The organism is Panacibacter microcysteis (genome assembly GCF_015831355.1).
Lineage (GTDB): Bacteria > Bacteroidota > Bacteroidia > Chitinophagales > Chitinophagaceae > Panacibacter > Panacibacter microcysteis.
Map to the genome: position 1 here is coordinate 2,460,250 of NZ_JADWYR010000001.1, position 24,885 is coordinate 2,485,134.

24 protein-coding genes are annotated in these 24,885 nt (G+C 42.1%); 17 read left to right on the plus strand and 7 right to left on the minus strand.

The annotated features are described in order from the left end of the window. Positions 1-12 precede the first annotated feature (12 nt). From rpe to I5907_RS10005, 3 genes are all read left to right on the plus strand, one after another. Positions 13-660 carry a ribulose-phosphate 3-epimerase gene (gene rpe, locus I5907_RS09995; RefSeq protein ID WP_196990570.1) on the plus strand — a complete coding sequence of 216 codons (648 nt, stop codon included), beginning with the start codon at positions 13-15 and terminating at the stop codon, positions 658-660. A 295-nt stretch (positions 661-955) separates the two neighbouring features. Further along, a complete protein-coding gene (locus tag I5907_RS10000; protein WP_196990571.1) occupies positions 956-3,469 on the plus strand; it encodes a TonB-dependent receptor in 2,514 nt (837 codons plus the stop codon). 66 nt (positions 3,470-3,535) lie between these two features. After that, positions 3,536-3,874, plus strand: a complete 339-nt coding sequence (locus I5907_RS10005; RefSeq protein WP_196990572.1) for a nuclear transport factor 2 family protein — start codon at positions 3,536-3,538, stop codon at positions 3,872-3,874. On the opposite strand, the gene bioA is transcribed toward I5907_RS10005, so the two are convergent. Then, entirely contained in the window at positions 3,871-5,211 is a 1,341-nt protein-coding gene (gene bioA, locus I5907_RS10010; RefSeq protein ID WP_196990573.1) for an adenosylmethionine--8-amino-7-oxononanoate transaminase, read from the minus strand. The genes I5907_RS10005 and bioA overlap by 4 nt on opposite strands. 286 nt (positions 5,212-5,497) lie before the next feature. Between bioA and infA the strand changes: the two genes are divergently transcribed. The 11 genes from infA to I5907_RS10065 all read left to right on the plus strand — a co-directional run bounded on the left by infA (position 5,498) and on the right by I5907_RS10065 (position 14,129). Continuing rightward, positions 5,498-5,716 (plus strand): translation initiation factor IF-1, encoded by a 219-nt coding sequence (gene infA / locus I5907_RS10015; protein ID WP_196990574.1) that lies wholly within the window; start codon positions 5,498-5,500, stop codon positions 5,714-5,716. Between the two features lie 46 nt (positions 5,717-5,762). Continuing rightward, positions 5,763-5,879, plus strand: coding sequence for a type B 50S ribosomal protein L36 (gene ykgO / locus I5907_RS10020; protein WP_196990575.1), 117 nt, complete (start codon positions 5,763-5,765; stop codon positions 5,877-5,879). A 66-nt stretch (positions 5,880-5,945) separates the two neighbouring features. After that, the gene (rpsM, locus tag I5907_RS10025; protein ID WP_196990576.1) at positions 5,946-6,326 is read left to right on the plus strand and encodes a 30S ribosomal protein S13; all 381 of its coding nucleotides are present in this window, start codon (positions 5,946-5,948) and stop codon (positions 6,324-6,326) included. 139 nt (positions 6,327-6,465) lie between these two features. After that, positions 6,466-6,876 (plus strand): 30S ribosomal protein S11, encoded by a 411-nt coding sequence (gene rpsK / locus I5907_RS10030; RefSeq protein ID WP_196990577.1) that lies wholly within the window; start codon positions 6,466-6,468, stop codon positions 6,874-6,876. 150 nt (positions 6,877-7,026) lie between these two features. Continuing rightward, positions 7,027-7,632: a 30S ribosomal protein S4 gene (gene rpsD / locus I5907_RS10035; RefSeq protein WP_196990578.1), complete on the plus strand. Its 606-nt coding sequence runs from the start codon at positions 7,027-7,029 to the stop codon at positions 7,630-7,632. A gap of 180 nt (positions 7,633-7,812) precedes the next feature. Then, a complete protein-coding gene (locus tag I5907_RS10040) occupies positions 7,813-8,814 on the plus strand; it encodes a DNA-directed RNA polymerase subunit alpha (RefSeq protein ID WP_196990579.1) in 1,002 nt (333 codons plus the stop codon). Positions 8,815-8,898: 84 nt separating this feature from the next. Next, positions 8,899-9,447, plus strand: coding sequence for a 50S ribosomal protein L17 (rplQ, locus tag I5907_RS10045; protein WP_196990580.1), 549 nt, complete (start codon positions 8,899-8,901; stop codon positions 9,445-9,447). 279 nt (positions 9,448-9,726) lie between these two features. Then, positions 9,727-10,833: a glutamine-hydrolyzing carbamoyl-phosphate synthase small subunit gene (gene carA, locus I5907_RS10050; protein ID WP_196990581.1), complete on the plus strand. Its 1,107-nt coding sequence runs from the start codon at positions 9,727-9,729 to the stop codon at positions 10,831-10,833. A 174-nt stretch (positions 10,834-11,007) separates the two neighbouring features. Continuing rightward, positions 11,008-12,396, plus strand: a complete 1,389-nt coding sequence (locus tag I5907_RS10055) for a methyltransferase RsmF C-terminal domain-like protein (protein WP_231402015.1) — start codon at positions 11,008-11,010, stop codon at positions 12,394-12,396. A 28-nt stretch (positions 12,397-12,424) separates the two neighbouring features. Further along, on the plus strand, positions 12,425-13,423 hold the full coding sequence (locus tag I5907_RS10060) for a LysM peptidoglycan-binding domain-containing protein (protein ID WP_196990582.1): 999 nt from the start codon (positions 12,425-12,427) through the stop codon (positions 13,421-13,423). A 10-nt stretch (positions 13,424-13,433) separates the two neighbouring features. Beyond that, entirely contained in the window at positions 13,434-14,129 is a 696-nt protein-coding gene (locus I5907_RS10065; protein WP_196990583.1) for a thioredoxin domain-containing protein, read from the plus strand. A 300-nt stretch (positions 14,130-14,429) separates the two neighbouring features. Here I5907_RS10065 and I5907_RS10070 read toward each other — a convergent pair whose 3' ends face one another. From I5907_RS10070 to pheT, 3 genes are read right to left on the minus strand one after another with little or no spacing between them, the layout of a single operon-like run. Beyond that, the gene (locus I5907_RS10070; protein WP_196990584.1) at positions 14,430-14,726 is read right to left on the minus strand and encodes a cell division protein ZapA; all 297 of its coding nucleotides are present in this window, start codon (positions 14,724-14,726) and stop codon (positions 14,430-14,432) included. Position 14,727: 1 nt separating this feature from the next. After that, positions 14,728-15,018 carry a hypothetical protein gene (locus tag I5907_RS10075; protein WP_196990585.1) on the minus strand — a complete coding sequence of 97 codons (291 nt, stop codon included), beginning with the start codon at positions 15,016-15,018 and terminating at the stop codon, positions 14,728-14,730. A 3-nt stretch (positions 15,019-15,021) separates the two neighbouring features. Further along, positions 15,022-17,670, minus strand: coding sequence for a phenylalanine--tRNA ligase subunit beta (gene pheT, locus I5907_RS10080; RefSeq protein ID WP_231402016.1), 2,649 nt, complete (start codon positions 17,668-17,670; stop codon positions 15,022-15,024). 119 nt (positions 17,671-17,789) lie between these two features. Here pheT and I5907_RS10085 point away from each other — a divergent pair, with 119 nt between their 5' ends. Next, positions 17,790-18,182 carry an ester cyclase gene (locus I5907_RS10085; protein WP_196990586.1) on the plus strand — a complete coding sequence of 131 codons (393 nt, stop codon included), beginning with the start codon at positions 17,790-17,792 and terminating at the stop codon, positions 18,180-18,182. Between the two features lie 54 nt (positions 18,183-18,236). Here the strand turns inward: I5907_RS10085 and I5907_RS10090 are convergent, their stop codons facing one another. Further along, positions 18,237-18,617 carry an STAS domain-containing protein gene (locus tag I5907_RS10090; RefSeq protein ID WP_196990587.1) on the minus strand — a complete coding sequence of 127 codons (381 nt, stop codon included), beginning with the start codon at positions 18,615-18,617 and terminating at the stop codon, positions 18,237-18,239. Between the two features lie 89 nt (positions 18,618-18,706). On the opposite strand from I5907_RS10090, the gene I5907_RS10095 reads away from it, so the two are divergent. Both I5907_RS10095 and I5907_RS10100 read left to right on the plus strand, forming a co-directional pair. Then, positions 18,707-21,235 carry an ATP-dependent Clp protease ATP-binding subunit gene (locus I5907_RS10095; protein WP_196990588.1) on the plus strand — a complete coding sequence of 843 codons (2,529 nt, stop codon included), beginning with the start codon at positions 18,707-18,709 and terminating at the stop codon, positions 21,233-21,235. 361 nt (positions 21,236-21,596) lie between these two features. Beyond that, positions 21,597-22,790, plus strand: a complete 1,194-nt coding sequence (locus I5907_RS10100) for a thiolase family protein (RefSeq protein ID WP_196990589.1) — start codon at positions 21,597-21,599, stop codon at positions 22,788-22,790. A 37-nt stretch (positions 22,791-22,827) separates the two neighbouring features. Here I5907_RS10100 and hisS read toward each other — a convergent pair whose 3' ends face one another. Both hisS and I5907_RS10110 read right to left on the minus strand, forming a co-directional pair. Then, positions 22,828-24,186 (minus strand): histidine--tRNA ligase, encoded by a 1,359-nt coding sequence (hisS, locus tag I5907_RS10105; RefSeq protein ID WP_196990590.1) that lies wholly within the window; start codon positions 24,184-24,186, stop codon positions 22,828-22,830. Positions 24,187-24,199: 13 nt separating this feature from the next. Beyond that, entirely contained in the window at positions 24,200-24,667 is a 468-nt protein-coding gene (locus tag I5907_RS10110; protein WP_231402017.1) for a low molecular weight protein-tyrosine-phosphatase, read from the minus strand. Positions 24,668-24,885 lie beyond the last annotated feature (218 nt).

Below are 24,885 nucleotides of genomic sequence, written 5' to 3' on the forward strand. Positions count from 1 at the left end.
AATTTTATACACATGGCAATAGTAGCACCATCATTTTTGGCATCAGATTTTTTAAGATTGGAACAGGCATGTAAAATGGTTGATGAAAGTAAAGCCGGATGGTTTCACCTGGATATAATGGATGGTGTCTTTGTACCCAACATCAGTTATGGTTTGCCCGTAGTGGAGCACATCAGGAAAACAACCAGGAAGATATGTGATGTGCACCTAATGATTGTTGAGCCCGGCCGCTACGCAGAAGCATTTAAAAAAGCCGGCGCTGATGTACTGACTGTTCATATTGAGGCCTGCCCCAACCTGCACCGCAACATTCAGCAGATCAAAGAACTGGGCATGAAGGCCGGTGTAGCCGTTAACCCGCATACACCTGTGGCACTTCTCGAAGATATTCTGCAGGATGTAGATGTCGTAAACCTGATGAGTGTAAATCCAGGTTTTGGCGGCCAAAAATTTATTCCCTACACACTACATAAAATAAAACAATTAAAGCAAATGATCACCAATCGCGGCCTTTCCACGCTCATTGAAATAGACGGAGGCGTAACAATGGAAAACGCTGCAGGTATTGTTGCCGCCGGTACAGATGTGCTGGTGGCGGGTAGTACGGTGTTCAATGCAAAAGATCCCAAAGCAATCATAGAATCGTTGTATAACTTGTAGTGTTTTTATATGAGCCCGGCAAAAGAATAAGTATGTGGCTTTTGTTGCGTCGCACTCTTGTACAGTAGATGCTATATGCAGCAAACGCGAAGATTGAAGCGTATTGATAACAGTGCCGCCATGCCACTAACCAACAAAAATTGACACAGCAGGCTGAAGCACTTAGCCTAAAACACATCGCCGCAGTTGCCATAAAAAACGGAACGTACAAGTGAGTGACACAACAGGCGATGCCACTGGTTCCACTGGCTTGTAAACAAAAATATCTCCCTATCTTCAAACCCAAATGAACTGCATGTTAAGTGAATTGAGTAAGCGTGTTTTACTGTTTGCCTGTTGTTTAATTTCCATCCATCTTTTTGCACAAAAGAAAACAGCTTTGGTCAGCGGTAAAGTAACCGATGAAAACGATCAGCCGCTTGCAGGTGTTACGGTGCAGGTACTTAACCTTACAAAAAATACTATTACCAGTGATTCCGGTTATTTTCAACTGGAAGTTCAGCCTAATAAAGCGGTAGCGCTCGTGTTTAGCTTTACAGGTTTTATTAGTGTGCAAAAAAAATTCTATTTAAGTGTAGGGGAAGAAGAACGGGTAAACATAAAGCTTTTGCATGCAGTAAAAGAACTCGAAGCTGTAACTGTAAAAGATGAGCGCGACAGGAAGCAGGCGGGCCTTATTAATATAGATGCGTCTAAGGCATTGCTTAATCCATCGCCCATTGGTGGTATTGAAGGATTGATAAAGTTTTTTGTTGGCAGTAACAATGAACTTACTTCCCAATATTCAGTGCGCGGTGGCAGCTATGATGAGAACCTTATTTATGTAAACGATTTTGAAGTGTACCGCCCTTACCTTGTAAGAAGCGGGCAGCAGGAAGGACTTAGTTTTATTAACCCTGAACTTACCAGTGGCGTAAAATTTTATAATGGAGGCTTCCAGGCGAGATACGGTGATAAGATGAGCTCAGTACTTGATGTTACATATAAAAAGCCAACACGCAATGGCGGCTCTGCTTATCTTGGTTTACTGGAGCAGGGTTTTCACCTGGAAGGTGTGGCGAACAAAGGTAAAGTTACCTATCTCTTAGGGGTGCGCAACAGAACCAACCAGAACCTTGTAAGCAGCCAGCAAACGAAAGGAAATTACATTCCTGCATCTGCAGATCTTCAAACACTCATAACCTGGCAGGCGGGTGATAGATGGCGCTTTGAAGCACTGGCTAATTTGTCTCAGGCAAAGTTTAGTTTAACACCAACAGAAAGCCAGCTAACGTCTTCTGTATTTTCTCCTTTGTATTCCCAAAACCTTGGCCTCGATATTTTTTTTGAGGGGCATGAAAAAGACCGTTACAGTACCAGTTTTGTTGGTCTTACCGCGGTAAACCAGCCAGGCAGGCGATTACAACTAAAATGGATGTTGGGTTACTTTAATGACAATGAAGCAGAGAATATAGACATAACTGGCGCTTATCTTTTTGGCGAAAGAGAGTATGATCCATCAACCGGTACAACAGGCGGGGTAATAAATCCGCTGGGTGCCGGTGTAAACCAGCTTTACGCACGAAACGCGCTGAACATAAATATATGGAGTGCGGCCCATAAAGGTAGCCTGGATAAAGGCAGTCACTTTATACAATGGGGCAATACAATAGAAAGACAAATGATCAGCGATAAACTGCATGAATGGGTGTACAATGATTCTGCGGGTTACTCGTTGCCTTATGTGCCAGGTAGTCTCAACCTGTCCAGCTCAATAAAAAGCAGCGCAGATTTTGGTGTAACCAGGTTTAGCGGTTATGTGCAGGATAATATCCGTTTTAAGGATTCTGCCGGTTTTGTGCTCAACGCGGGTATAAGATACAATTACAATACTTTGAACAAGGAGCTGCTCGTTTCGCCGCGTATTGGTTTTTCGCTAAAGCCAAAAAGCTGGCGGAAAGATGTAGTTATCAAAGGTGCGGCGGGCGTGTATGTACAACCGCCTTTTTACAGGGAAATGCGCAGGTATGATGGTACTATCAACTACAATCTGAAATCTCAGAAAAGTTACCAGGCTACATTGGGCATAGATCAGCATTTTACATTGTTTAAACGTCCTGCAAGATTTACGGCCGAAGCATATTACAAATACATGACAGATGTAGTGCCTTATGACATAGACAACGTTCGCTTGCGTTATTACGGCGCAAACAGCGCAAAGGCATATGCAGCAGGCATTGAAACAAGATTATTCGGAGAACTGGTGAAAGATGCTGAAAGCTGGATCAGTCTTGGTATCATGCGTACAAAAGAAGACCTCGAAGGCGATACGTACACTGTTTATAAAAACGCGAATGGCGATATTATTGGCCCGAACACACCTGACAAAGTTCCCGCAGACAGTGTTATCAACAGCATAGGCTACCTGCGTCGCCCCACAGACCGGCTTGTTACATTTGGCATGTTTTTCCAGGATTACCTGAGCACAAATAAAAACTTTAAAGTTTACTTCAGTACACTGTTTGGCAGTAACATGCCATTTAATATTCCCGGTAATGCGCGCTATCGCAATGCGCTGGAAATACCTCCTTATCTCCGTGTTGATATTGGTTTCAGTGCACAGTTGCTGGCGGCTGAAAGTAAACGGCGCAGCCATTCTCCTTTTAAAAATTTTGAGAATATATGGGCATCCCTGGAAATTTTCAATGTGGTGGATCGTGCAAATACAATCAGTTACCAGCTTATTAAAGATTTTTCAAATAACACTTTTGCCATGCCAAACCGGTTAACGCCAAGACTTTTAAATTTTAAAATTGTGGCCAAATGGTGAAAACCTGTTGCATCATGTTTTCGTACATGGGGTATGCAACCAACCTCAAATTACTGTATCGCTTTTATGCATGATCTTCAGAAAAGAGATCCGCAGCAACTGGAAAAATGGTTTACACCTGAAAGTGTTGTGTGGATACCGCCTGCAAACCCTGTAAAAGGAAAAAATAAAATCCTGGTATTGTTCCGGGCTATTTTTTCACGTTATAAAGAGTTAAACTGGCAAATTGAAAAGATTTTTGAGGTGGCCGATAACCAGTGTGTTTACTTTTCCAGTTCATGGGGCGCATTCCGTAATGGCAGCAACTACAAAAACAGGATTGTTACTGAAATACTGTTTAACGAAAAAGGAGAAATAACCAACCTGTCAGACTACTTTAAAGACACCCTGTTTAGCAACAGTTAAGCGTTTGTTGAAATACTACTGATAATAGCTTCGATTGTGTTATACACTTTTTCCAGTTCATAAGCTGTAATGCAATAGGGCGGCATTATATACACCACGTTTCCCAACGGTCTTATGTAAACACCCGCCTTCATAGCCATGTCCGTCACTACACCAGCAATGTTGTTCAGGTATTCATTCCTTCCTATGGCAAGGTCAAAAGCGAGGATAGTGCCCAATACACGAATGTTCCGGCATATGCTTCCATAGTTAGATTGTAATCTTTTGCCAAATTGTTCATTTTCTTTTGCCAGCCAGGCTATTTTATCCTGCACACTGTATTGTTCGAAAAGTTCCAGGCTGGCTATGGCAGCCGTACATGCTAAAGGGTTAGCTGTAAAAGAATGACCGTGAAAAAAAGTTTTGAGCTTATCATCGTTTACATATGCCTGGTAAATACTGTCCGTACTTGCTGTAACGCCAAGGGCCATCGTTCCGCCGGTAAGGCCTTTACTCAAGCAAATAATATCAGGTTTATGAGCCAGGAATTCACTGGCAAAAAGTTTTCCCGTCCGGCCAAAGCCTGTCATAACCTCGTCTGCAATGCAAATGATGTCATACCTTTTTACTGTTGCAAGTAATTCATTCATCAGGCCAGCATCGTACATTTTCATTCCACCCGCACCCTGCACCAGAGGCTCATAAATAAAAGCAGCGATTTCATTGCCTTGCCTGTTAATCAAGTCCAGGCTTTGCCTTAGGTTCTCTTTAGAAGGCGTATCAATAAAAGTAACCTCAAACAAAAGGTCATGGAAAGCCAGCGTAAAAACGCTACGGTCGCTTACGCTCATTGCCCCAAAAGTGTCTCCGTGGTAACTGTTTCTAAAAGCAAGAATTTTGTTTCTTTTATTATGGCTCCTGGTTACTCCATCCGGTGGACTGTTCTCTGTATCTACTGCTTTGCCTTCTGTTTTCGTGTTCCACCAATACTGCAATGCCATTTTAAGGGCAACTTCTGTAGAAGTAGAGCCGTTGTCGCTATAAAACACTTTTGCAAAACCCGCGGGAAGAATGCGTATCAGTTTTTCGGCAAGTTCAACAGCCGGTTCGTGGGTAAATCCGGCAAAAATCACTTGTTCAAGCTTGAGGGCCTGCGTATATATTTTCTTTGCTATGTACTCGTTGCCGTGTCCATGTAATGTAACCCACCAACTGCTGATAGCGTCAATATAAGTGTTGCCACTTTCATCTATTAGCAATGTATCTTTTCCCTTTACAATCGGCACGGGGGCAATCATATCTTTTTGCGGGGTAAACGGGTGCCATACATAAAGCCGGTCTTTTGCTGCAAGTTCCATCGCGCAAATGTAGCAATGGAATACATGCCCAGTATGTCAGATATCTTTTTGGCAACACATCAAATCCTGAAATTTTTTTTGATACCGGCAGTGGTATTTCATGGCATCGCCTGTTGCGTCGCAATCCGTTCATCTGTAGAGCATTATTGCACTACAGCGATCAAAATCGAATCATCCGAAGTAAAAAACACCTACTTTTGCTTTCTTTTTCCACAATACGGGGAAAAAATCTGATAATTTTTTCATTATTCAGTTGCAAACTTCTATCTTTGCGCTCCCAAAAATTATGTCTAAACAATCATTGATCAAACAGGATGGAGTAATTATTGAAGCTTTGAGCAACGCTATGTTCAAAGTAAAACTTCAGAATGGTCACGAGATTTTGGCTACTATTTCAGGGAAAATGAGAATGAATTACATAAGAATTCTTCCCGGCGATAAGGTAGGTGTGGAAATGAGTCCTTATGATCTTACAAGAGGCAGAATTATATTCAGGTATAAATAAAAGCTTACAGCTTACGCTGAAAGCTGGAAAGCTAAAATTTTAAGTCATGAAAGTCAGAGCATCAGTAAAAAAGCGCAGCGCAGATTGCAAGATCGTTCGTCGTAAAGGCAAGCTGTATGTTATCAACAAAAAGAATCCCCGTTACAAACAAAGACAGGGATAAAAAAATGACAGGTTGCAACTGATGCAATCTGTAATCAGAAATCTTAAAATCAGAAATTAATACACTATGGCACGTATTGCCGGTATAGACTTACCAAAGAATAAAAGAGGCGAAATTGGTTTAACCTATATTTTCGGAATAGGTCGCTCTACTGCTCGTTATATACTTGATAATGCTGAAATCAGCTACGATAAGAAAGTAAGTGAGTGGAACGATGATGAGCTGGCTGCTATCCGTAACCTCATCACAAATGAGTTCAAAGTAGAAGGCCAGTTACGCAGCGAAGTTCAGATGAGCATTAAACGCTTACTGGATATTGCCTGCTACCGCGGTCTTCGTCACCGTAAAGGCTTGCCGGTTCGTGGTCAGCGTACACGTACCAACAGCCGTACAAGAAAAGGTAAACGTAAAACAGTTGCCGGTAAAAAGAAGGCACCTAAGAAATAAACATTTGCAAAAAAGCAGTCCCGATCTGTATCGGGATTGTTTTTTTGCATTTTTATATAAAGCCGCTGGATAGTTTCCTGCAAAAAGGAAAAAGGAGGGGCTACATTTTAATAACAGAAGATTACCTCAACAAAGTATTATGGCAAAACCAGTAAAGGCACAGAACAGCGCAAAGGCTGCTGCCAAGAAAAGAATTGTAAAAGTTGATGCACACGGCGATGCGCATATCAATGCAACTTTCAACAACATCATCGTATCTCTTACCAACAAGCAAGGCCAGGTTATCAGCTGGTCATCTGCCGGTAAAATGGGTTTCAAAGGTTCTAAAAAGAACACTCCTTATGCAGCACAAATGGCTGCCGCAGATGCAGCTAAAGTTGCTTCTGAAGCAGGTTTAAAAAGAGTGGACGTTTTTGTAAAAGGTCCTGGCGCAGGTCGCGAAAGCGCCATCCGCGGACTGGCTACAAACGGCATTGAAGTATCAATGATTAAAGACGTTACCCCTTTGCCGCACAATGGTTGTCGTCCTCCAAAGAAAAGAAGAGTATAGTTAATATGGTTTATTACCTGTGCTGTAACGGATGTTTTCATCCTCAACACGATACAGGTAAAACCTGCTTATCAATAACCGGATGTATAATTCATTTTAAGATTTTTACTGATTATACATCGTCATCAAAAAATCAAAATTTAAAAGATTATGGCACGTTACAATGGTCCTAAAACCAAGATCAGCCGAAAATTTGGCGAACCTATTCTTGGAAATGGTAAATGGTTAGATAAAAACAGCAATCCTCCCGGTCAGCATGGCGCTGCAAAAAAGCGTAAACAGTTAGGAGAATATGCTTTACAGCTGAAAGAAAAACAGAAAGCTAAATATACTTACGGTGTATTGGAGCGTCAGTTCCGCAATACATTCGAAGAGGCTGCACGTATTAAAGGTGTTACCGGCGAAAACCTTATCAAACTGCTTGAAGCACGTTTGGATAATACTGTTTTCCGCCTGGGTATTGCTCCTTCACGCCCCGCTGCACGCCAGTTGGTTAGCCACAAACACATTACTGTAAATGGTGAGATCGTGAATATTCCTTCTTTCCAGTTACAGGCGGGTGACATTATTGCACTTAAAGACAAGAGCAATGGTAACAGTGCTATTACCAGCATGATCCGCGGTAAAAACCCTAAGTTTAGCTGGTTGGATTGGAATGATACTGAGAAGCAGGGTACTTTCATTACTTATCCTGAAAGAGAAAGCGTTCCTGAAAATATTAAGGAACAACTGATCGTAGAGTTGTACTCTAAGTAATCCTGCATTTTCCCGGGGGAGTTCGATCCGCAGGCTGAAGCTGAAAAGTGTACAGAATGATGAACGGATTGCGACGCAACAGGCGATGCCACAGGGAACAAAAGCCGGTATCATAAATAGTCAAAAATTTCCCAGGTCATTTTGCCGACCTGGGGCAAACAATAAAACCCAAGTTTTAATATGGCCATATTAAACTTTCAGAAGCCAGACAAAATCGTTTTACAAAAAGCAACCGATTTTGAAGGTCAGTTTGAATTTCGTCCTTTAGAGCCTGGTTATGGCTTAACTATCGGTAACGCATTGCGCAGGGTGTTACTGAATAGTTTGGAAGGATATGCTATCACCGGCATTAAAATAGAAGGTGTAGACCACGAGTTTGCAACCATCAAAGGTGTAACCGAAGATGTTACTGAAATGATCCTCAACCTGAAGCAGGTTCGTTTTCGTAAAAAAGTTGATCATGAAGTGATCAACGAAAAAGTTTTACTCAGCGTAAAAAATAAAACTGAATTTACTGCAGCCATGATTGGTGAAGGTACCCAAAGCTTTGAGGTAATGAATCCTGAGCTTTCCATCTGCACCATGGATACATCTGCAAGACTTGATATAGAATTGACCATCGCCCGTGGACGTGGTTATATTCCTTCTGAAGAGAATAAAGTTAAAGATGCTCCTTTCGGATACATTCCTATCGACTCTATTCATACGCCAATCAAGAATGTAAAATACGCAGTAGAAAACTACCGCGTAGAGCAAAGAACCGACTATGAAAAATTGGTTCTTGATGTGGCTACAGATGGTACCATACATCCTGAAGAAGCTGTAAAACAGGCTTCAAGAATATTGATCCAGCATTTGATGATCATTACTGATGAAAACATCACTTTCGACAGCAAAGAAGACAAGAAAGAAGATGTTGTTGATGAGCAGGTGCTTCAGTTACGCAAAGTATTGAAAACACCACTTGAAGACCTTGATCTTTCTGTACGTGCCTTCAACTGCCTGAAAGCTGCCAAAATTAATTCTTTAAGCGAACTGGTACAGTATGAGCAGGAAGACCTGATGAAGTTCCGCAACTTCGGTCAGAAATCTTTAAGCGAAATAGAACAGGTACTTAGCGAAAGAGGTCTGCACTTCGGTATGGATCTTGGCAAACTAGGTCTTGATGATTTAGACAGATAATAATGTGCTGAGCTTTTAGCTCGTACAATTCATAACAGTCTTGTAATTCCTTGACACGGTACAAGGCTATAAACAACAAACGTCATGCGTCACGGAGACAAAATCAACAATCTTGGCCGTAAAAAGGCACACAGAGAAGCGTTGCTTGCAAACCTTGCAAGCCAGTTAATCGTTCACAAACGTATTGTAACTACTCTGGCAAAAGCTAAAGCGTTACGTGGTTATGTTGAGCCATTGATTACAAAAACCAAGAAGACTGCTTCTCCAGAGCAGATTATGCACCAGCACAGGGTAGTGTTTAGCTATCTTGGTGATAAAATAGCAGTAAAAGAACTGTTTACTGTAGTTGCACCAAAGGTTGCCGGCCGCCCGGGTGGTTACTCAAGAATACTTAAATTAGGCATTCGCCCTGGTGATAATGCAGAACTTGCAATGATTGAACTGGTTGACTTCAACGATGTTTACGGTAAAGGTGCTGATAAAGCTACTGAACCAGCTAAGAAAACACGTCGTGGTCGCGGTGGAGCAGGTACTGCAAAGAAAGCAGACAGCCCTAAAGCTGAAGCTGCTGTTGAAACAACTGAAGCAGAAGTGGTTGAAAAACCAAAAACAGAAGAAAAAGCTGCTGAATAAGAAATGAAGCAGTTTTAAAATACAAAAGGCAAGATCGTTTACCGGTTTTGCCTTTTTTGTTGCGTGTTATTTTATAAAGAGCTCTTTATTAGCCGGACTGTAGAATAAGTATTTAGCTTTTGTTGCGTCGCACTCTTCAACTGTAGAAGACATTTGAGCAAGACGGAGATCAGTCTTTGGCATAAGCATATTGATCCGGCTGAAAAACTGTGACAAACTTTTTGACAATTTTTGAAAATCATATTCTTTTTTTGCAAACTGAAACCAGAAAATTAAACAATGCCAAATTCACAACAACCAGCCGTTTTATTGTTAGCTGATGGAAATGTATTTTATGGTAAGGCTTTTGGAAAAATTGGTACCACTACCGGCGAAATATGTTTTAATACCGGCATGACGGGCTACCAGGAAGTGTTTACAGACCCGAGCTATTACGGGCAGATTTTGATAATGAATAGCGTGCATGTAGGAAACTATGGTGTAAAAGATGCAGATACGGAGAGCAGCAGCGTAAAAATACGAGGTCTTATCGGCCGAAACCTGGAAGATAAATTTAGCCGCTACCAGGCAACAGACAGCCTGGATGCGTACCTGAAAGCAAATGAAATTGTCTCGATAGAAGCGGTTGATACACGGGCATTGGTAGCACATATACGTACCAAAGGGGCTATGAACTGTATTATATCATCAGAGATATTAGATGTTGAGCAATTGAAAGCAGCACTTGCCAAAGTGCCTGATATGGATGGTCTTGAACTGGCCAGTGTTGTAAGCACGCAGGAGGAATATGAGCTGGGAGATCCTGCCGCGCCAATTAAAGTTGCGGTGATGGATTATGGTGTAAAAAGAAATATTCTTACCTGCCTTGCAGATCGCGGAGTATATGTAAAAGTACACCCGGCAAAAACGCCTTTAAGCCGGGTTAAAGAATTTAACCCGGATGGATATTTCATATCAAACGGCCCCGGTGATCCTGCAGCCATGCCATATGCTGTAGAGACATTAAAAGAAATACTGAAAGAAAACAAGCCGGTATTTGGTATCTGTCTTGGTCACCAGTTGCTGGCACTGGCAAATGATATTCCAACATTCAAGATGCACCACGGTCATCGCGGGTTAAATCATCCTGTAAAGAATATTATTACGGGCCGTTGCGAGATAACCACGCAGAACCACGGTTTTGGTGTGCTGCCTGAAGCTGTTCGAAACCACCCCGATGTAGAGATTACGCATGTGAATTTGAATGACGACAGCATAGAGGGAATCCGCATCAAAGGTAAACCTGCTTTCAGTGTGCAATATCACCCGGAAAGCACGCCGGGTCCACATGACAGCCGCTACTTGTTTGATGATTTCATCAACCTAATCAGGTTGAACGTGAACTAAGCGCCATAGCAGGATTGCTAAACTTATAAAGAAAGAGCAGGATTAAAGTAGAGTAATTTATTTTAATACCTGCTTTTGTATTTCATGGCATCGTCCCTTGCGTCGCAATCACTTCAGCTGTATAAATAATGGCAGCAAGAATACACCCGGTTAATCGTATAAAATCTCCCCAAAATGCGATCCACCCATTTGTATTACGGTATTTTTGCGGCCATGTTGCCGGTACAGTTAATCCAAAGTTTAGAAGGGGTTAAAGGCTTTGATAAAGAGTCTTTTCTTCGCGTGCATGCTTCGGGCAGCCAGGTAACAAGTGTAAGATTAAATCCGTCGAAGCACGTCAGTGGTGAATGGTCAATGTTAAATGAAGAAGCAGTTCCGTGGTGCGAACATGGCCGGTATTTGAAAGAAAGACCTTTTTTTACACACGATCCATTACTGCACGGCGGTGCCTATTACGTACAGGAAGCCAGCAGTATGTTTTTGTGGACGGTACTGCATCAAACGGTTGGTAATGCAACGCAAGGCCTGAAAGTCCTCGACCTCTGTGCTGCGCCCGGCGGGAAAAGTACCTTACTCGCATCCTATTTTACTGGTGGATTGCTGGTTTCCAACGAAGTAATTAAATCAAGGGCATCAATACTGGTTGAAAATCTTAACAAATGGGGCAGTGACCATGTGATTGTTACCAACAACGATCCCAAAGATTTTGCTGCGCTACAAAATTATTTTGACGTTATTATTGTAGATGCACCCTGCAGCGGCAGTGGGCTGTTCAGGAGAGATGCTGAAGCTATCAACGAATGGAGTGAGGATAATGTAGCGCTTTGTTGTCAGCGCCAGCAAAGAATTCTTGCCGATGTATTTCCTGCATTGAAGAAAGATGGCATACTCATCTATGCCACTTGCTCTTATTCTGCTGCTGAAGATGAAAATATTGGCGACTTCATGTGTAAAACCTTTGAGGTCGAAAGTTTGCCGCTAAAGTTGCACGATGACTGGAACATTGTAGAAACAATCAGCAAACACAAAAGTTATGGTTACCGTTTTTACCCGGATAAAGTAAAAGGCGAAGGATTTTTTATTGCGGCTTTCAGGAAAACGGATGGCGTCGAACGCTCATTGAAGGCCGCTACGGTTCTGCAAGTTTCAAAAACAGAGCAAGCATTTACACAGGCCTGGCTTACAAAGAGCCCATTGTTTCTATTCAGGCAGGCCGAAAATATTATTGCTTTGCCTGAAGTTTGGAAATACGACCTCGCTATACTGCAGAAACAGTTATATCTCCGCAAAGCCGGTGTAACAGTGGGGGCATTAAAAGGCAAAGACCTGGTTCCTGACCATGAACTGGCATTAAGCTTGCTTATTAACGCAAACATTAATGTAACAGGGGTAAATAAAGAGACAGCCTTAAGCTACCTGAAAAGAAAGGACTTTCGATTGGAAAATGCCCCAAAAGGCTGGAACCTTTTGCGTTATTGTGGAATAAGCATTGGATGGGTTAAAGTTTTGCACAACCGCATCAATAACTATTACCCCGTCAACTGGAGAATTTTAAAAGATTAATTTTACTGCTACCGAAAATCTTTGATCAATGAAAAAGATGTTCCTGTTGTTATTTAGCTGTACTGTTTTGATGATGAATGTGTTTGCGCAAAAATATACGGAGCACACGCTTGCACAGGGCGAAACACTCTCTATGCTTGCTGAGAAATATAAAACTACGGTAGGTGATATTATGCGGCTGAATGGTATGCATGCCGATACCAAACTGGTAATCGGCCAAAAGATAAAAATACCGGGAAGCGGCCAGCCGATTACAAGACCGGGAGAAACAAAAACATCTACACCAGCGGCCAAACCCGTTACCACCACTCCGCCAAAGGGTTCCTCCAAAGCAATAACGCATGTGGTGGGTCCTAAAGAAACCATGTACAGTATCAGTAAAAAATATGGAGTAACGATTGACCAGTTACAACAATGGAATTATAAAAAGGACAATAGCCTGGAGATAGGAGAGATACTGGCTGTAAGTGTAAACGGCATTCCGGAAGCTGTAAAACAAAGGCAGGCATTACAATCGCAGGCAATATCATCGCCACCTCAGCAATCACCACCGCTTATTGTTAACGAGCCGGTGATTGACAACGCCACTCAACAGAAAAAAGCGCAGGAGCCGGCGAAAGAAGTTATTGTTAAAGAAGAAGTGAAGCCCGTAGCACCGGTAGTTACTGAAACCAAAAAAGAAAGGCCTGCCGGCAATGCAGCTCCGGATGGCAGCGACAACTTTTTCGCAAAAGATTTTGCTACATTATCAGGAAACGCATCAGGTGCAAATGGCATTGCAATGATCTTTAAGACGGCCAGTGGCTGGAACGACAAAAAATATTACGTGCTGATGAACGAAGCACCTTCCGGCTCTATTGTTAAAATCAGTGCATCTAATGGCAATGTTGTGTATGCAAAAGTTTTATGGCGTCTCGATGATATGAAAGAAAATAAAGGGTTACAATTTCGAATTAGCGAAGCGGCTGCCGCTGCGCTCAATGTACAGGGCGATAAATTTCCTTTATCTGTTCAGTATTATCAATAGAATAGCACGTATGAAAAATATAATGTCGCTACTACTCGCTGTTATGTTATTTTCCTGCTCTTCGAATGCACAACAGGGGAATAAAGATGTAGATGCAACCACATTTGAAAAAGATATACAAAAAGAAAATGTGCAGGTGCTGGACGTTCGTACGCCAACAGAATTTGCGGACGGCCACATAAAAAATGCAATGCTGGCAGATTGGTTAAACCAGGCTCAATTCAAAGAAAGGGTTCAATACCTCGATAAATCTAAACCAGTGTTGGTTTACTGTGCTTCCGGAGGCAGAAGCAGTAAAGCGTCTCAATGGCTGGCAGATAACGGGTTTACAACTGTTGAAAATCTAAGGGGCGGAATCACGCAATGGAAGATTGAAAATAAGCCTGTTGAAGGCACTTCTGCACAACCACAGATAACCGAACAGGATTATGCTGCACAGGTTAATGCAGCGCCTGTTGTATTGATAGATTTTGGTGCAGCGTGGTGCCCGCCATGCAGAAAGATGGACCCAGTTATCAGCGAATTGGAAACTGAGCTAAAAGATAAATTCAGGCTGGTAAAAATAGATGGCGGCATACATACAAACATGATGAAATTGCAGGGAGTAGAAGCGCTACCCACTTTTATTGTGTACCGCAATGGTAAAGAAACGTGGCGTAAGCAGGGTGTTATTGAGAAAAGCGAACTGGTTGCGCAATTACAGTAGTTTTTATGAACCTGGCATCAGTACTAATGGCATCGCCTGTTGCGTCGCACACTTGTGCTGTATAACTTTTTGCAACTGCAGCGATCATTCTGTAAAACTTCATCAGCATCAACAGTAAAACGTTATAAACTATAAAAATGAACCGGCTGGTATAAGGGTGTATGGTGGGTTATTGCCGAACAGCGTACAGAACGCATAAGTGAGTGACACAACCGCAGCATTATAGTAGTAATGCTGCCGGTAACATAATAAAAAAAGACCTGCCATGCAGGTCTTTTAAATGATAAACAAATCTTTTAATCACTTACCCTCATCCAATGCACGGTCGATCATTTCTTCCATTTGTACCAGTCTGCTAATGGTGTCATGCAGCATGGTGGTTTCTCCGTTGTTTTTCATTTGCTCTGTAGCAAACCAGATCAAAACCATGGAAATAAAATCCTGCATGTCTTTGCCGGCAAAATTGTTTTTGAACTCCGCAATTTTTTCGTTGATGAGTTTTACAGATTTGCGTACCCGCTCCTCATCTTCCGCATCAATTTTTAAGCGGTAAGTGCGGTCGCCAATGAGAATTGTAACAGGTATTAACGCGTCCATATTATTCGTTGATGAGTGCAAGACATTTATCTATTTCGGCAAGGTATACATCTATTCTTTTACGCAATTCCAGTTTTTCTTTGTCGCTTAAACCCGCAGTGTTTAATTGGGAAACATCTACCTGCTGGCGAAGCCTGGCAATACTATCGTCCCTTTCTTCCAACGCTATTTTTAAACTGGTATTTTCCTTTTGCAGACCCGCTGCCTGTTTTTGCAGCAACTGGTTTTGCTTCAGTAACGACTGAAGTTTTGTTTGCAGGTTTTTTAATTGTATGTCCAGTTGCTGATCCATAACTTATTTCCTGATGGCGGCATCCAGATCTTTTTCGCATGCCTGCATGATCTTTTGCATCATACCATCGATCTCTTTATCTGTTAATGTTTTTTCTTCGTCGACAAAGGTAAAATTAATGGCAAGAGATTTTTTACCTGCACCAATTTTATCACTTTCAAACACGTCAAAAAGTTTGATATCCTGCAGTTTGGAAATGTTTAATTTTTTAATCGTCTTTTCCAGTTCCCCGAATGTTACCGCCATATCAACTACCATGGCAATGTCTCTCTGTACGGCAGGAAATTTTGCCACCTCTTTGTAGGTGATCTTTTGTTTTGCTACAAGCGTAAGTAAAACTGCGTAGTTAAACGCAATGAAATAAACAGGTTGTTTAATATCAAAAGTGCCGAGCCGTTCTGCGCTTACAACAGCCAGGCTTCCGACAATACTATTTTTTTGTTTTATTGCAAAATGGTTACCCGCATAACCGGTTACAGGTTCGTCAAACTGTATGCCCTGCAGGCCACAAAGTCTTAGCAATGCCGCAGCAATACCTTTTGCTGTGTAAAAATCAGTGCCTGTTAACTTTTTTCTCCAGCTTTCGGTTTCGTCATTACCGGTAATAAATATTGCAAACTGCTCTTCTTCTTTGTAGTTGCCGGTTGAAGCAGAAGAATATGTTTTGCCAAACTCAAAGAAGCGCAGGTTACTGTTCTTCCTGTTGAGATTATAAGCAATCGTTTCAAGACCTGTTTCCAGCATAGAAGGCCGCAAAATATCCAAATCAGCACTCAGGTTGTTTACCATTTTTACTGCAGATGCCAATACTTCTTCGTTGTAATATTTACTGTTGGTAATGGAGTTGGTAAGTATTTCGTTAAAACCAAGTCCAACCAGGTATTCAGCCATTTTTTCTTTCAGGCCATCTTTAAAAGCACTGGTGTCATTAGATGGTGTGATGTGAATATTTTTGGGTATTTCAATATTGTCGAGCCCGTCTATGCGAATAATTTCTTCCACTATGTCTGCGGGTAAACTAATATCGGGTTTGCTGTAAGGAACATCTACACGCAGTTCATCCATACCTTCTTTTACAATCTCAAAGCCCAGGCTTTCTAAAATGTTTTTGATGGCATCCGGGTGATAATTTTTGCCACTCAGCTTTTTCAGGTAGTGGTATTTAATGGCTACCTGCATTTTATCTTTCTTATCCGGGTAAATATCCACTACATCACTGGCCAGCTGTCCACCGGCAACTTCTTTGATCAACAGCGCCGCACGCTTCAGAACATTTACTGTATTAGAAATATCAACACCTTTTTCAAACCTTGTGGCAGCATCTGTTCTCAACCCATGATGTACAGATGTTCTTCTTATACTTACGGGATTAAACCAGGCACTTTCCAGGAAAATATTTGTGGTATTCTGAGATACGCCACTTTGTATTCCGCCAAACACACCGCCAATACACATCGCCTCACTTTCCCCGTTACAGATCATCAGGTCTTCGGCTGTTAAAATCCTGTCTTTATCATCAAGTGTTTTAAATACTGTGCCAGCAGGTAGATTCTTCACAATAACATGATTACCTTTTATTGCATCAGCATCAAACGCATGCAATGGTTGCCCTGTTTCGTGTAACACGAAATTGGTTACATCCACAATATTGTTAATGGGTCTCAGGCCTATTGCCCTCAGCTTATGTTGCAGCCATTGCGGCGATTCTTTAATGGTTACATTTTTAATTGAAATACCCGAATAACGCTGGCAGGCGTCTGTATTGTCAATCGTAACCTTTATGGGCAGTTCGTTATTGTCTGCTTTAAAGCCATTGCTGAATGGTGTAACAGGTTTTGTTTTTTTCTTTACATGATGAGAAAGATAAGCGCATACATCTTTTGCAACACCAAGGTGGCTCATTGCATCCATACGGTTTGGTGTAAGACCAATCTCAAAAATGTAATCAGTGTAAATGCCAAAATATTCCGCCGCAGGTGTACCGGGTTTTACATCAGCAGGTAATACCATAATACCTGCATGACTTTCGCCAATACCAATTTCATCTTCCGCACAGATCATTCCATGGCTTTCCACACCACGTATTTTTGCGATGCGCATCGTTAGCGGTTCGCCACCTGTTGGATAAATGGTAGTACCAACAGTAGCAACAACCACTTTCTGGCCTGCAGCAACATTTGGGGCGCCACAAACAATCTGCAATGGTTCTCCCTGTCCGATATTCACTTTCGTCAAAGACAATTTATCTGCGCCGGGATGTTTCTCACACTCCAGCACTTCACCTGTTACCAGTCCTTTCAATCCGCCTTTTATGTTTTCGTATGCTTCAAGGCTCTCCACCTCAAGGCCAATAGATGTAAGGATCTTCGACAGTTTTTCCGGCTCAATCTTTTCCGGCAAATATTCACTCAACCAGTTATACGAGATGGTCATTTTTCCGTGCTGTTTAAATTGGCTGCAAATATAATTGATGCCGCCAAGCCATGCAGTATTAAATATTAAACAGATATCAAGCCGTCTTATTCGTCGTTGTAAGATAATGTACCAGGCAGTAGTGCATGCATGAGGCTGCTGTTGCGTCGCACTCTTGTACGGCAAAGCATAGCCAGGCAAACCGGGCATATCATCCCAACTGTACAATAGGTTTTTCATACTATTGGGTTATATGGCAGGTAAACTGTGTATTCAACGGAACACCCGTTCCGGCGCCAAATACATATGAAAAAAATTATGCGCTACGGATAATTTGACTTAACTTAAAAAGAAAACATATGACAGACATTTCTCTGCTGCAACAATGGTACGATGAGGTGTGGAACAATGCAAATGAGGGGTTCATAGACACAATGTTGTATGAAGGTGCTGTAATACATGGTCTTAAAACCGACAGTGAGAAAAAAGGAATTGAAGCTTTTAAACCGTTTTACAATTCTTTCCGGGAGAATTTTCCGCGTGTACATGTACAACTTGAGCCAATTTTTTCAAATGGCGAATTCCAGGCTGCGCAATGCATCGTATCAGCAAGCGATGCAAACGGTAAACAAGCAAACTTCAGCGGTGTAACCATCGCAAGATTTATAGAGGGTAAACTCGTAGAAGGATGGAACGGTTTCGATTTTCTGTCAATGTATGAACAACTGGGTTTTAGACTCTCCAATACCTGATGAAGGGGAAAACAAAACACCCGTCGAAAACGGCGGAGTTCCCCGCTATGCTAATCACTCATCAAAGCCGTTCATCAACTCCCTTTCGATCTCTTCCATTTGCACAATGTCCCATGCCTCACTTTCTGTAGGTGTTACATTCATCGATTCAAACAATTCCAGTTGTTCAATTGTTTCCTGAACTGTAGCACGCATTTCGCAAATAACGAAAGAATTGTTATTTTCATAGAACGATTGCTGCAGCGTAAGAAGATTTGTAGCAGCGGTTTCAGGTATTGAATCCACATTCTTAAGGTTAACCACTACATTCTTTATGTCGCTTTGCAGACAATCCACGGAAATCTGAGCAAGCTCTTCTGTTAAATTGGCAGACAATTCAGGCGCTAATGGTGTTATTACCGTAAATTTCTCTTTGGTATCAATTTTGAAATTCATATACCTTTATTAAACATTAACAGATGTGCATAATTGCACGGAAAGATTGCTCAAATTTATTCGTTATACTTGTACAAATACTAAATTAAATGGATAACAACTTTTCAGCGCAGGTAAAGGAGATCATTTCGTTTAGCAGGGAAGAGGCACTGCGACTGGGAAATGATTTTATCGGTACTGAGCACTTGTTGCTCGGACTGATAAGGGAAGGGGAGAACATGGCCATAAAAATTCTAAAGCAATTAAATGTAGATCTATACGAATTGCGCAAAGAAGTTGAATTGGCTGTAAAAGATAAAACAGGAAAAAATATTGCCAATATTAACAGCCTTCCGTTAACAAAACAGGCAGAGAAAGTCATACGTGTTACTGTACTTGAAGCAAAAGCCTTAAAAAGTCCGCTCGTTGAAACAGAGCACCTCATGCTTTCTATTTTAAAAAACAGAGAAAATATTGCTACACAAATACTCGGACAATTTGATGTGGACTATGATATTTTCAGAAACGAATTAGGTATGGTAAGAAGCAATGAAACACGCAGCGAGTACACAGAAGATGACGACAACGATTTTGATGAAGAAAAGAAAAGTTATTCCCAGCAATCAAAAGGCAAACAGGCAGGCGCTGCAAAAAGTAAAACACCTGTCCTGGATAACTTTGGCAGAGATATAACAAGACTTGCAGAATCAGGTTCGCTCGATCCCATCGTTGGCAGAGAAGCAGAAATAGAGCGCGTATCGCAAATACTTTCCAGGAGAAAGAAAAACAACCCGATTCTTATTGGCGAGCCCGGCGTTGGTAAAACAGCCATCGTAGAAGGTCTCGCATTAAGAATTGTACAACGCAAAGTTAGCAGGGTGTTGTTTGATAAAAGGGTAATCAGTCTTGATCTTGCAGCATTGGTTGCGGGTACCAAATACCGCGGTCAGTTTGAAGAAAGAATGAAGGCCATTATGAATGAACTGGAAAAAAACCGTGATGTGATTCTTTTCATAGATGAAATTCATACAATTGTTGGTGCCGGCGGGGCAAGTGGTTCGCTTGATGCAAGCAACATATTTAAACCTGCGCTGGCTCGTGGCGAACTGCAGTGTATCGGTGCTTCAACACTGGATGAATACAGGATGTATATTGAAAAGGACGGAGCACTTGATCGTCGTTTCCAAAAGGTATTGGTAGAGCCACCTACGGTTGACGAAACCATTCAGATACTGAATAACATCAAATCTAAATACGAAGACTACCACAACGTTATTTATAACGATGAAGCAATTGATGCCTGCGTAAAATTGAGCGACCGTTATATGACAGACCGTTTATTGCCCGATAAAGCAATAGATGTACTCGATGAGGTAGGTGCACGTGTGCATTTAAAAAACATCAACGTGCCGCAGAATATCATCGAACTGGAAAAACAGATAGAAGATATAAAGCAGGAGAAAAATAAAGTTGTTAAAAGCCAGCGTTTCGAAGAGGCCGCAGCATTAAGAGATACAGAAAAGCGTTTGGGCGAAGAACTGGAAAAAGCGAAAAATAACTGGGAAGAAGAAAGTAAACACAAGCGTTATCCTATAGATGAAGAAGCTATTGCTGAAGTAGTGAGTATGATGACAGGTATCCCTGTTAAGCGTATGGTACAGGCAGAAACGGAGAAGCTTCGTAAGATGAGTGAAGATATGAAAGGTATGGTGGTTGGCCAGGATGAAGCCATCAGTAAAGTGGTGAAAGCAATACAACGTAACCGCGTTGGTTTGAAAGATCCCAAAAAGCCAATTGGAACATTTATTTTCCTTGGGCCTACAGGTGTTGGTAAAACGGAACTTGCAAGGGCATTGGCCCGTTATATGTTCGATAGTGAAGATGCGCTTATAAGGATGGATATGAGTGAGTACATGGAAAAATTCACCGTAAGCCGTTTAATTGGAGCACCTCCGGGTTATGTGGGGTATGAAGAAGGTGGCCAGCTTACTGAGAAAGTGCGCCGTAAGCCGTATAGCGTAATCCTCCTGGACGAAATAGAAAAAGCGCACCCTGATATCTACAACATCCTGTTGCAGGTACTTGACGATGGGCAGTTAACCGATGGTCTAGGCCGCAAGGTTAATTTCAAGAATACACTTATCATCATGACCTCTAACATAGGCGTACGCCAGTTGAAAGAGTTTGGAGATGGTGTTGGTTTTGCAACCGCTGCACGTATTCAAAACCAGGATGAGAACAATAAAGCCGTAATTGAAAAAGCGTTAAAACGTACTTTCTCGCCTGAATTTTTAAACCGTGTGGATGATGTGGTAATTTTCAATTCACTTACACAGGATCATATTTTCGAGATCATCGATATTTTGATGAAAGGTGTATTGAAACGCCTTAGCACGCTAGGTTTTGGTCTCGAGTTAACACCTGATGCAAAATCATTCATTGCAGAAAAGGGTTACGATTCACAGTTTGGTGCAAGACCACTTCACAGGGCCATTCAGAAATACCTGGAAGATCCTTTGGCGGAAGAAATTCTTAATATGAATATCAAAAGCGGCGATGTGTTAATTGCTGATCTTGATAAAGAAAACGGCAAGCTAAAGTTCGACTTTAAGAGTACCGAAGAAAAGGCAAACGTATAATTGAAGAATAAGATTCTTGTAAAGGTTATTGCGATGAGCAGTAACCTTTTTTTATGTTTATGAGGCGTCAGATGTTGAAAGAATAATGCTGAACTTAACTGCATTGCTACTATCAACACCTGTTGTGTCACTCACTTGTACTGCAGCAAATATGTGGGCACAGGGCAAACTGCCGGTGTTTTTTTCCTGGCTTCTGCCGGTGCGGAGAAACTACTACCGCACGGCGTTTTCTGCCGCACACAGACCAACAGTACAAGAGTGCGACGCAACAGTTGGTGCCATGTAAAACGATAGCCCGGCCCATAAAAATATCTGTTACATACAACCGGTATCTGTTAACTTGCGCAGCTAAAATCAGCGCATGAAACCTGTATATATAATTGATGCTGTAAGAACGCCCATCGGGCGTTATGGCGGTAAACTGAGTACAATAAGACCGGATGATTTGCTTGCGCACGCCATCAAAGCTTTGGTAAACAGGAACGATACCATAGACCTGAACGCCATTGAAGACGTTATAGCAGGAGATGCCAACCAGGCAGGTGAAGATAACCGCAACGTAGCCCGTATGGCTGCTTTGCTTGCAGGCTTGCCTGTAAGTGTTGCAGGTAATACCGTAAACCGTTTGTGTGCAAGTGGCCTGCAGGCAGTAATGGATGCAGCCCGTGGTATAATGTGCAATGAAGGCATGTTATACATTGCGGCAGGTGTGGAAAGTATGACCAGGGCACCTTTTGTAATGGCCAAAAGCGATGGCGCATGGAGTCGCAAAAATGAAATATATGACACTACTATAGGCTGGCGTTTTACCAATAAATTTTTAGCTGACATGTATCACCCTTACTCCATGGGTGAAACGGCAGAAAATGTTGCCAAAAAATGGAACATCAGCCGCGAGGCGCAGGATGTTTTTGCACTGGAGAGCCAGCAGAAATATTTTGCAGCGCTTAATGAGAGAAAATGGGAAGATGAAATTGTACCTGTAGAAATGGTGAACGACCGATTGATTACATGGTTTGCACAGGATGAACACCCACGGGAAACCTCCCTGGAAAAGCTTGCAGGCTTAAAGCCCGCTTTTGCAAAAGATGGAACAGTAACCGCGGGTAACTCAAGCGGTATTAACGATGGCGCAGCAGCCATGTTGCTGGCAAGTGAGGAAGCGGTAAAATTGTTTCAGCTGGAACCTATTGCACGGGTGGTAAGCATGGGTGTAGCCGGTGTAGATCCGGCCATTATGGGAATTGGCCCGGTACCTGCAACACGCAAGGCATTGAAGAGAGCCGGCATTGGTGTAGAAGACCTCGATCTGGTAGAGTTGAATGAAGCCTTCGCATCTCAGTCAATTGCCTGTATGCAGGAGCTTAAGCTGGCGCAGGAAAAAGTAAATGTAAATGGTGGTGCTATTGCACTCGGGCATCCGCTAGGTTGCAGTGGCGTAAGAATATCTGCCACACTTATTCATGAAATGTACAGAAGAAAAAGTAAATATGGTCTTGCAACCATGTGCGTAGGTGTGGGGCAGGGTGCCGCGGTAATTTACGAAGGACTGTAGATAAGCAAAAGCCCCGCGGAAAAGCGGGGTTTTTTGTTTAGAATTCAAACAGGTGCAGCATATCCTGCTTTATAATTTGTTGTTCGCCTTTCAGCAGTTCTTTTACCACGCAGGTATTTTCGGCCAATTCTTTACTGCCGATAATTACGGCGTACTGTATGTTCTTTTTTTCAGCGTATTTAAACTGTTTGTCAAATTTTGCCTGCTCATGGTAAATCTCGCATTTTACGCCATTGTTTCTTAGCTGCTGCATCAGCTCAAAAGCTTTGCTGCATTCGGCTTTGCCAAGATTAAAGAATAATACCTGTGTTCCGGTCTGCACGGTTTCAGGAAATAGCTGCAGCTCTTCCATTACGTCGTAAATCCTGTCAACGCCAAAACTTATTCCCACACCCGGCAGGTTTGGAACGCCGAATAACCCGGTGAGGTCATCGTACCGGCCGCCACCGCCAATGCTGCCCATGGAAACCTTTTTAGCCTTTATTTCGAAAATTGTACCCGTGTAATAATTAAGGCCTCTTGCCAGTGTAAAGTCAAAAACAAGTTTATTATTCGTGGGTTTAAAGTTGTAAATAAATTCCAGTTCTGCCAGCCCTTGGGCACCTGTGGCATTTGTGCCCAGTAAGTTTTTGAGTGTTGCAAGTTTATGTTCGTTGCTGCCTTCTATCAATAAGTATTGTTCAATGATTGCTACCTGTTGTGTATGCAGACCTTTATGCAGTAATTCTTCTTTTACTTTATCCAAACCAATCTTATCCAGTTTGTCAATCGCAATCGTTATGGCTGTAAGTTTATCAGCACCACCACACAACTCGGCAAGCGCGGCGAGTATTTTACGATTGTTGATTCTTATTTCTACTGCTATGCCCAATTTATCAAATACGGTGGCGTATATATTTGCCAGCTCAACTTCATTTATCAATGCACTGCTGCCCACCACGTCTGCATCGCATTGGTAAAATTCGCGGTAGCGGCCACGTTGCGGCCGGTCTGCACGCCATACGGGCTGCATCTGGTAGCGTTTAAAAGGAAATGTCAACTGGCCGTGATTCATGGCCACGTAGCGGGCAAAAGGAATGGTAAGATCATATTTCAACGCCCGTTCAGTAATACCCGTAACATTCCTGCCTTCCAGTATTTTTTCGAAATCAGCTTTTGCTTTATCATGCTTTTCCTGTTTGTCAAGCCCGTTATTCAAAATCCTGAAAATCAATTTATCGCCTTCCTCGCCATATTTACCCATTAATGTTTCGAGGTTTTCCATGGCCGGGGTTTCAAGCGGTTGAAAACCATAAAGCTCAAATACTACTTTTATAGTATTAAAAATGAAGTTGCGTTTGCGCACTGTTTCGGCGCTAAAATCTCTTGTGCCTTGTGGTAATGTTGGTTTTGCCATCTGTTAAATACAATTACATGTTTATTGAGCCATACCTGGCAATAATTACATCGCATGCTTCACTGATCATTTTATACACGGTATGATAGCCATCTTCCGCTCCATACCATGGGTCAGGAACGGCCATGTTCCGGCCAGGGTAGCATTCGTTCATCAGCAGGTCTGTTTTTGATTCGTTCCAAAGATCACCGCTGATGCGTTTTACATCAAGGTAATTACTGCTGTCCATTACATATATCTTATCGTAATGCAGCATATCTTCTTTTTTAAATTGCCTGCATTGCTGGCTGCTGATATCAATGCCATTTATTTTCGACACTTTTTGCGAAAGTTCATGTGGTGGTTTTCCTATATGATAACCCGCAGTTCCTGCACTGTCAACTTTCCATAAAAGGCCGGCAGCAGAAGCTTTGTATTGTAATATACCTTCAGCCAGCGGGCTTCTGCAAATATTGCCCAAACACACCATTAAAACATTCATGCATTCAATTTCGGCGGCAAAGATATATTAGCCACAGGCTTTGCATTGCAAGTAATTTTCAGGAGCCCGGCTGTAAAACAATTTTCAGCTTTCGTTGCGTCGCACTCTTGTACTGTATATCGTTGCGCAGCATCCAGGCCTGGTTTTCGTAAAGCAGCAGAGGCATTATTGCATTGCTTTTAAAAATCGCAACAAACTGTTAAGCCGTTGCCTCCGGA

Bases quoted from the DNA above. Each gene is read 5' to 3' on its own strand.
- rpsM (WP_196990576.1), top strand. From the start codon at position 5,946: ATGGCACGTATTGCCGGTATAGACTTACCAAAGAATAAAAGAGGCGAA.
- rpsK (WP_196990577.1), top strand. From the start codon at position 6,466: ATGGCAAAACCAGTAAAGGCACAGAACAGCGCAAAGGCTGCTGCCAAG.
- I5907_RS10095 (WP_196990588.1), top strand. From the start codon at position 18,707: ATGGATAACAACTTTTCAGCGCAGGTAAAGGAGATCATTTCGTTTAGC.
- hisS (WP_196990590.1), bottom strand. From the start codon at position 24,186: ATGGCAAAACCAACATTACCACAAGGCACAAGAGATTTTAGCGCCGAA.
- I5907_RS10055 (WP_231402015.1), top strand. From the start codon at position 11,008: ATGCGATCCACCCATTTGTATTACGGTATTTTTGCGGCCATGTTGCCG.
- I5907_RS10065 (WP_196990583.1), top strand. From the start codon at position 13,434: ATGAAAAATATAATGTCGCTACTACTCGCTGTTATGTTATTTTCCTGC.
- ykgO (WP_196990575.1), top strand. From the start codon at position 5,763: ATGAAAGTCAGAGCATCAGTAAAAAAGCGCAGCGCAGATTGCAAGATC.
- I5907_RS10085 (WP_196990586.1), top strand. From the start codon at position 17,790: ATGACAGACATTTCTCTGCTGCAACAATGGTACGATGAGGTGTGGAAC.
- carA (WP_196990581.1), top strand. From the start codon at position 9,727: ATGCCAAATTCACAACAACCAGCCGTTTTATTGTTAGCTGATGGAAAT.
- I5907_RS10075 (WP_196990585.1), bottom strand. From the start codon at position 15,018: ATGGATCAGCAACTGGACATACAATTAAAAAACCTGCAAACAAAACTT.
- I5907_RS10110 (WP_231402017.1), bottom strand. From the start codon at position 24,667: ATGAATGTTTTAATGGTGTGTTTGGGCAATATTTGCAGAAGCCCGCTG.
- I5907_RS10100 (WP_196990589.1), top strand. From the start codon at position 21,597: ATGAAACCTGTATATATAATTGATGCTGTAAGAACGCCCATCGGGCGT.
- I5907_RS10070 (WP_196990584.1), bottom strand. From the start codon at position 14,726: ATGGACGCGTTAATACCTGTTACAATTCTCATTGGCGACCGCACTTAC.
- I5907_RS10040 (WP_196990579.1), top strand. From the start codon at position 7,813: ATGGCCATATTAAACTTTCAGAAGCCAGACAAAATCGTTTTACAAAAA.
- rpsD (WP_196990578.1), top strand. From the start codon at position 7,027: ATGGCACGTTACAATGGTCCTAAAACCAAGATCAGCCGAAAATTTGGC.
- I5907_RS10005 (WP_196990572.1), top strand. From the start codon at position 3,536: ATGCATGATCTTCAGAAAAGAGATCCGCAGCAACTGGAAAAATGGTTT.
- rplQ (WP_196990580.1), top strand. From the start codon at position 8,899: ATGCGTCACGGAGACAAAATCAACAATCTTGGCCGTAAAAAGGCACAC.
- I5907_RS10090 (WP_196990587.1), bottom strand. From the start codon at position 18,617: ATGAATTTCAAAATTGATACCAAAGAGAAATTTACGGTAATAACACCA.
- I5907_RS10000 (WP_196990571.1), top strand. From the start codon at position 956: ATGTTAAGTGAATTGAGTAAGCGTGTTTTACTGTTTGCCTGTTGTTTA.
- pheT (WP_231402016.1), bottom strand. From the start codon at position 17,670: ATGAAAAACCTATTGTACAGTTGGGATGATATGCCCGGTTTGCCTGGC.
- infA (WP_196990574.1), top strand. From the start codon at position 5,498: ATGTCTAAACAATCATTGATCAAACAGGATGGAGTAATTATTGAAGCT.
- I5907_RS10060 (WP_196990582.1), top strand. From the start codon at position 12,425: ATGAAAAAGATGTTCCTGTTGTTATTTAGCTGTACTGTTTTGATGATG.
- bioA (WP_196990573.1), bottom strand. From the start codon at position 5,211: ATGGAACTTGCAGCAAAAGACCGGCTTTATGTATGGCACCCGTTTACC.
- rpe (WP_196990570.1), top strand. From the start codon at position 13: ATGGCAATAGTAGCACCATCATTTTTGGCATCAGATTTTTTAAGATTG.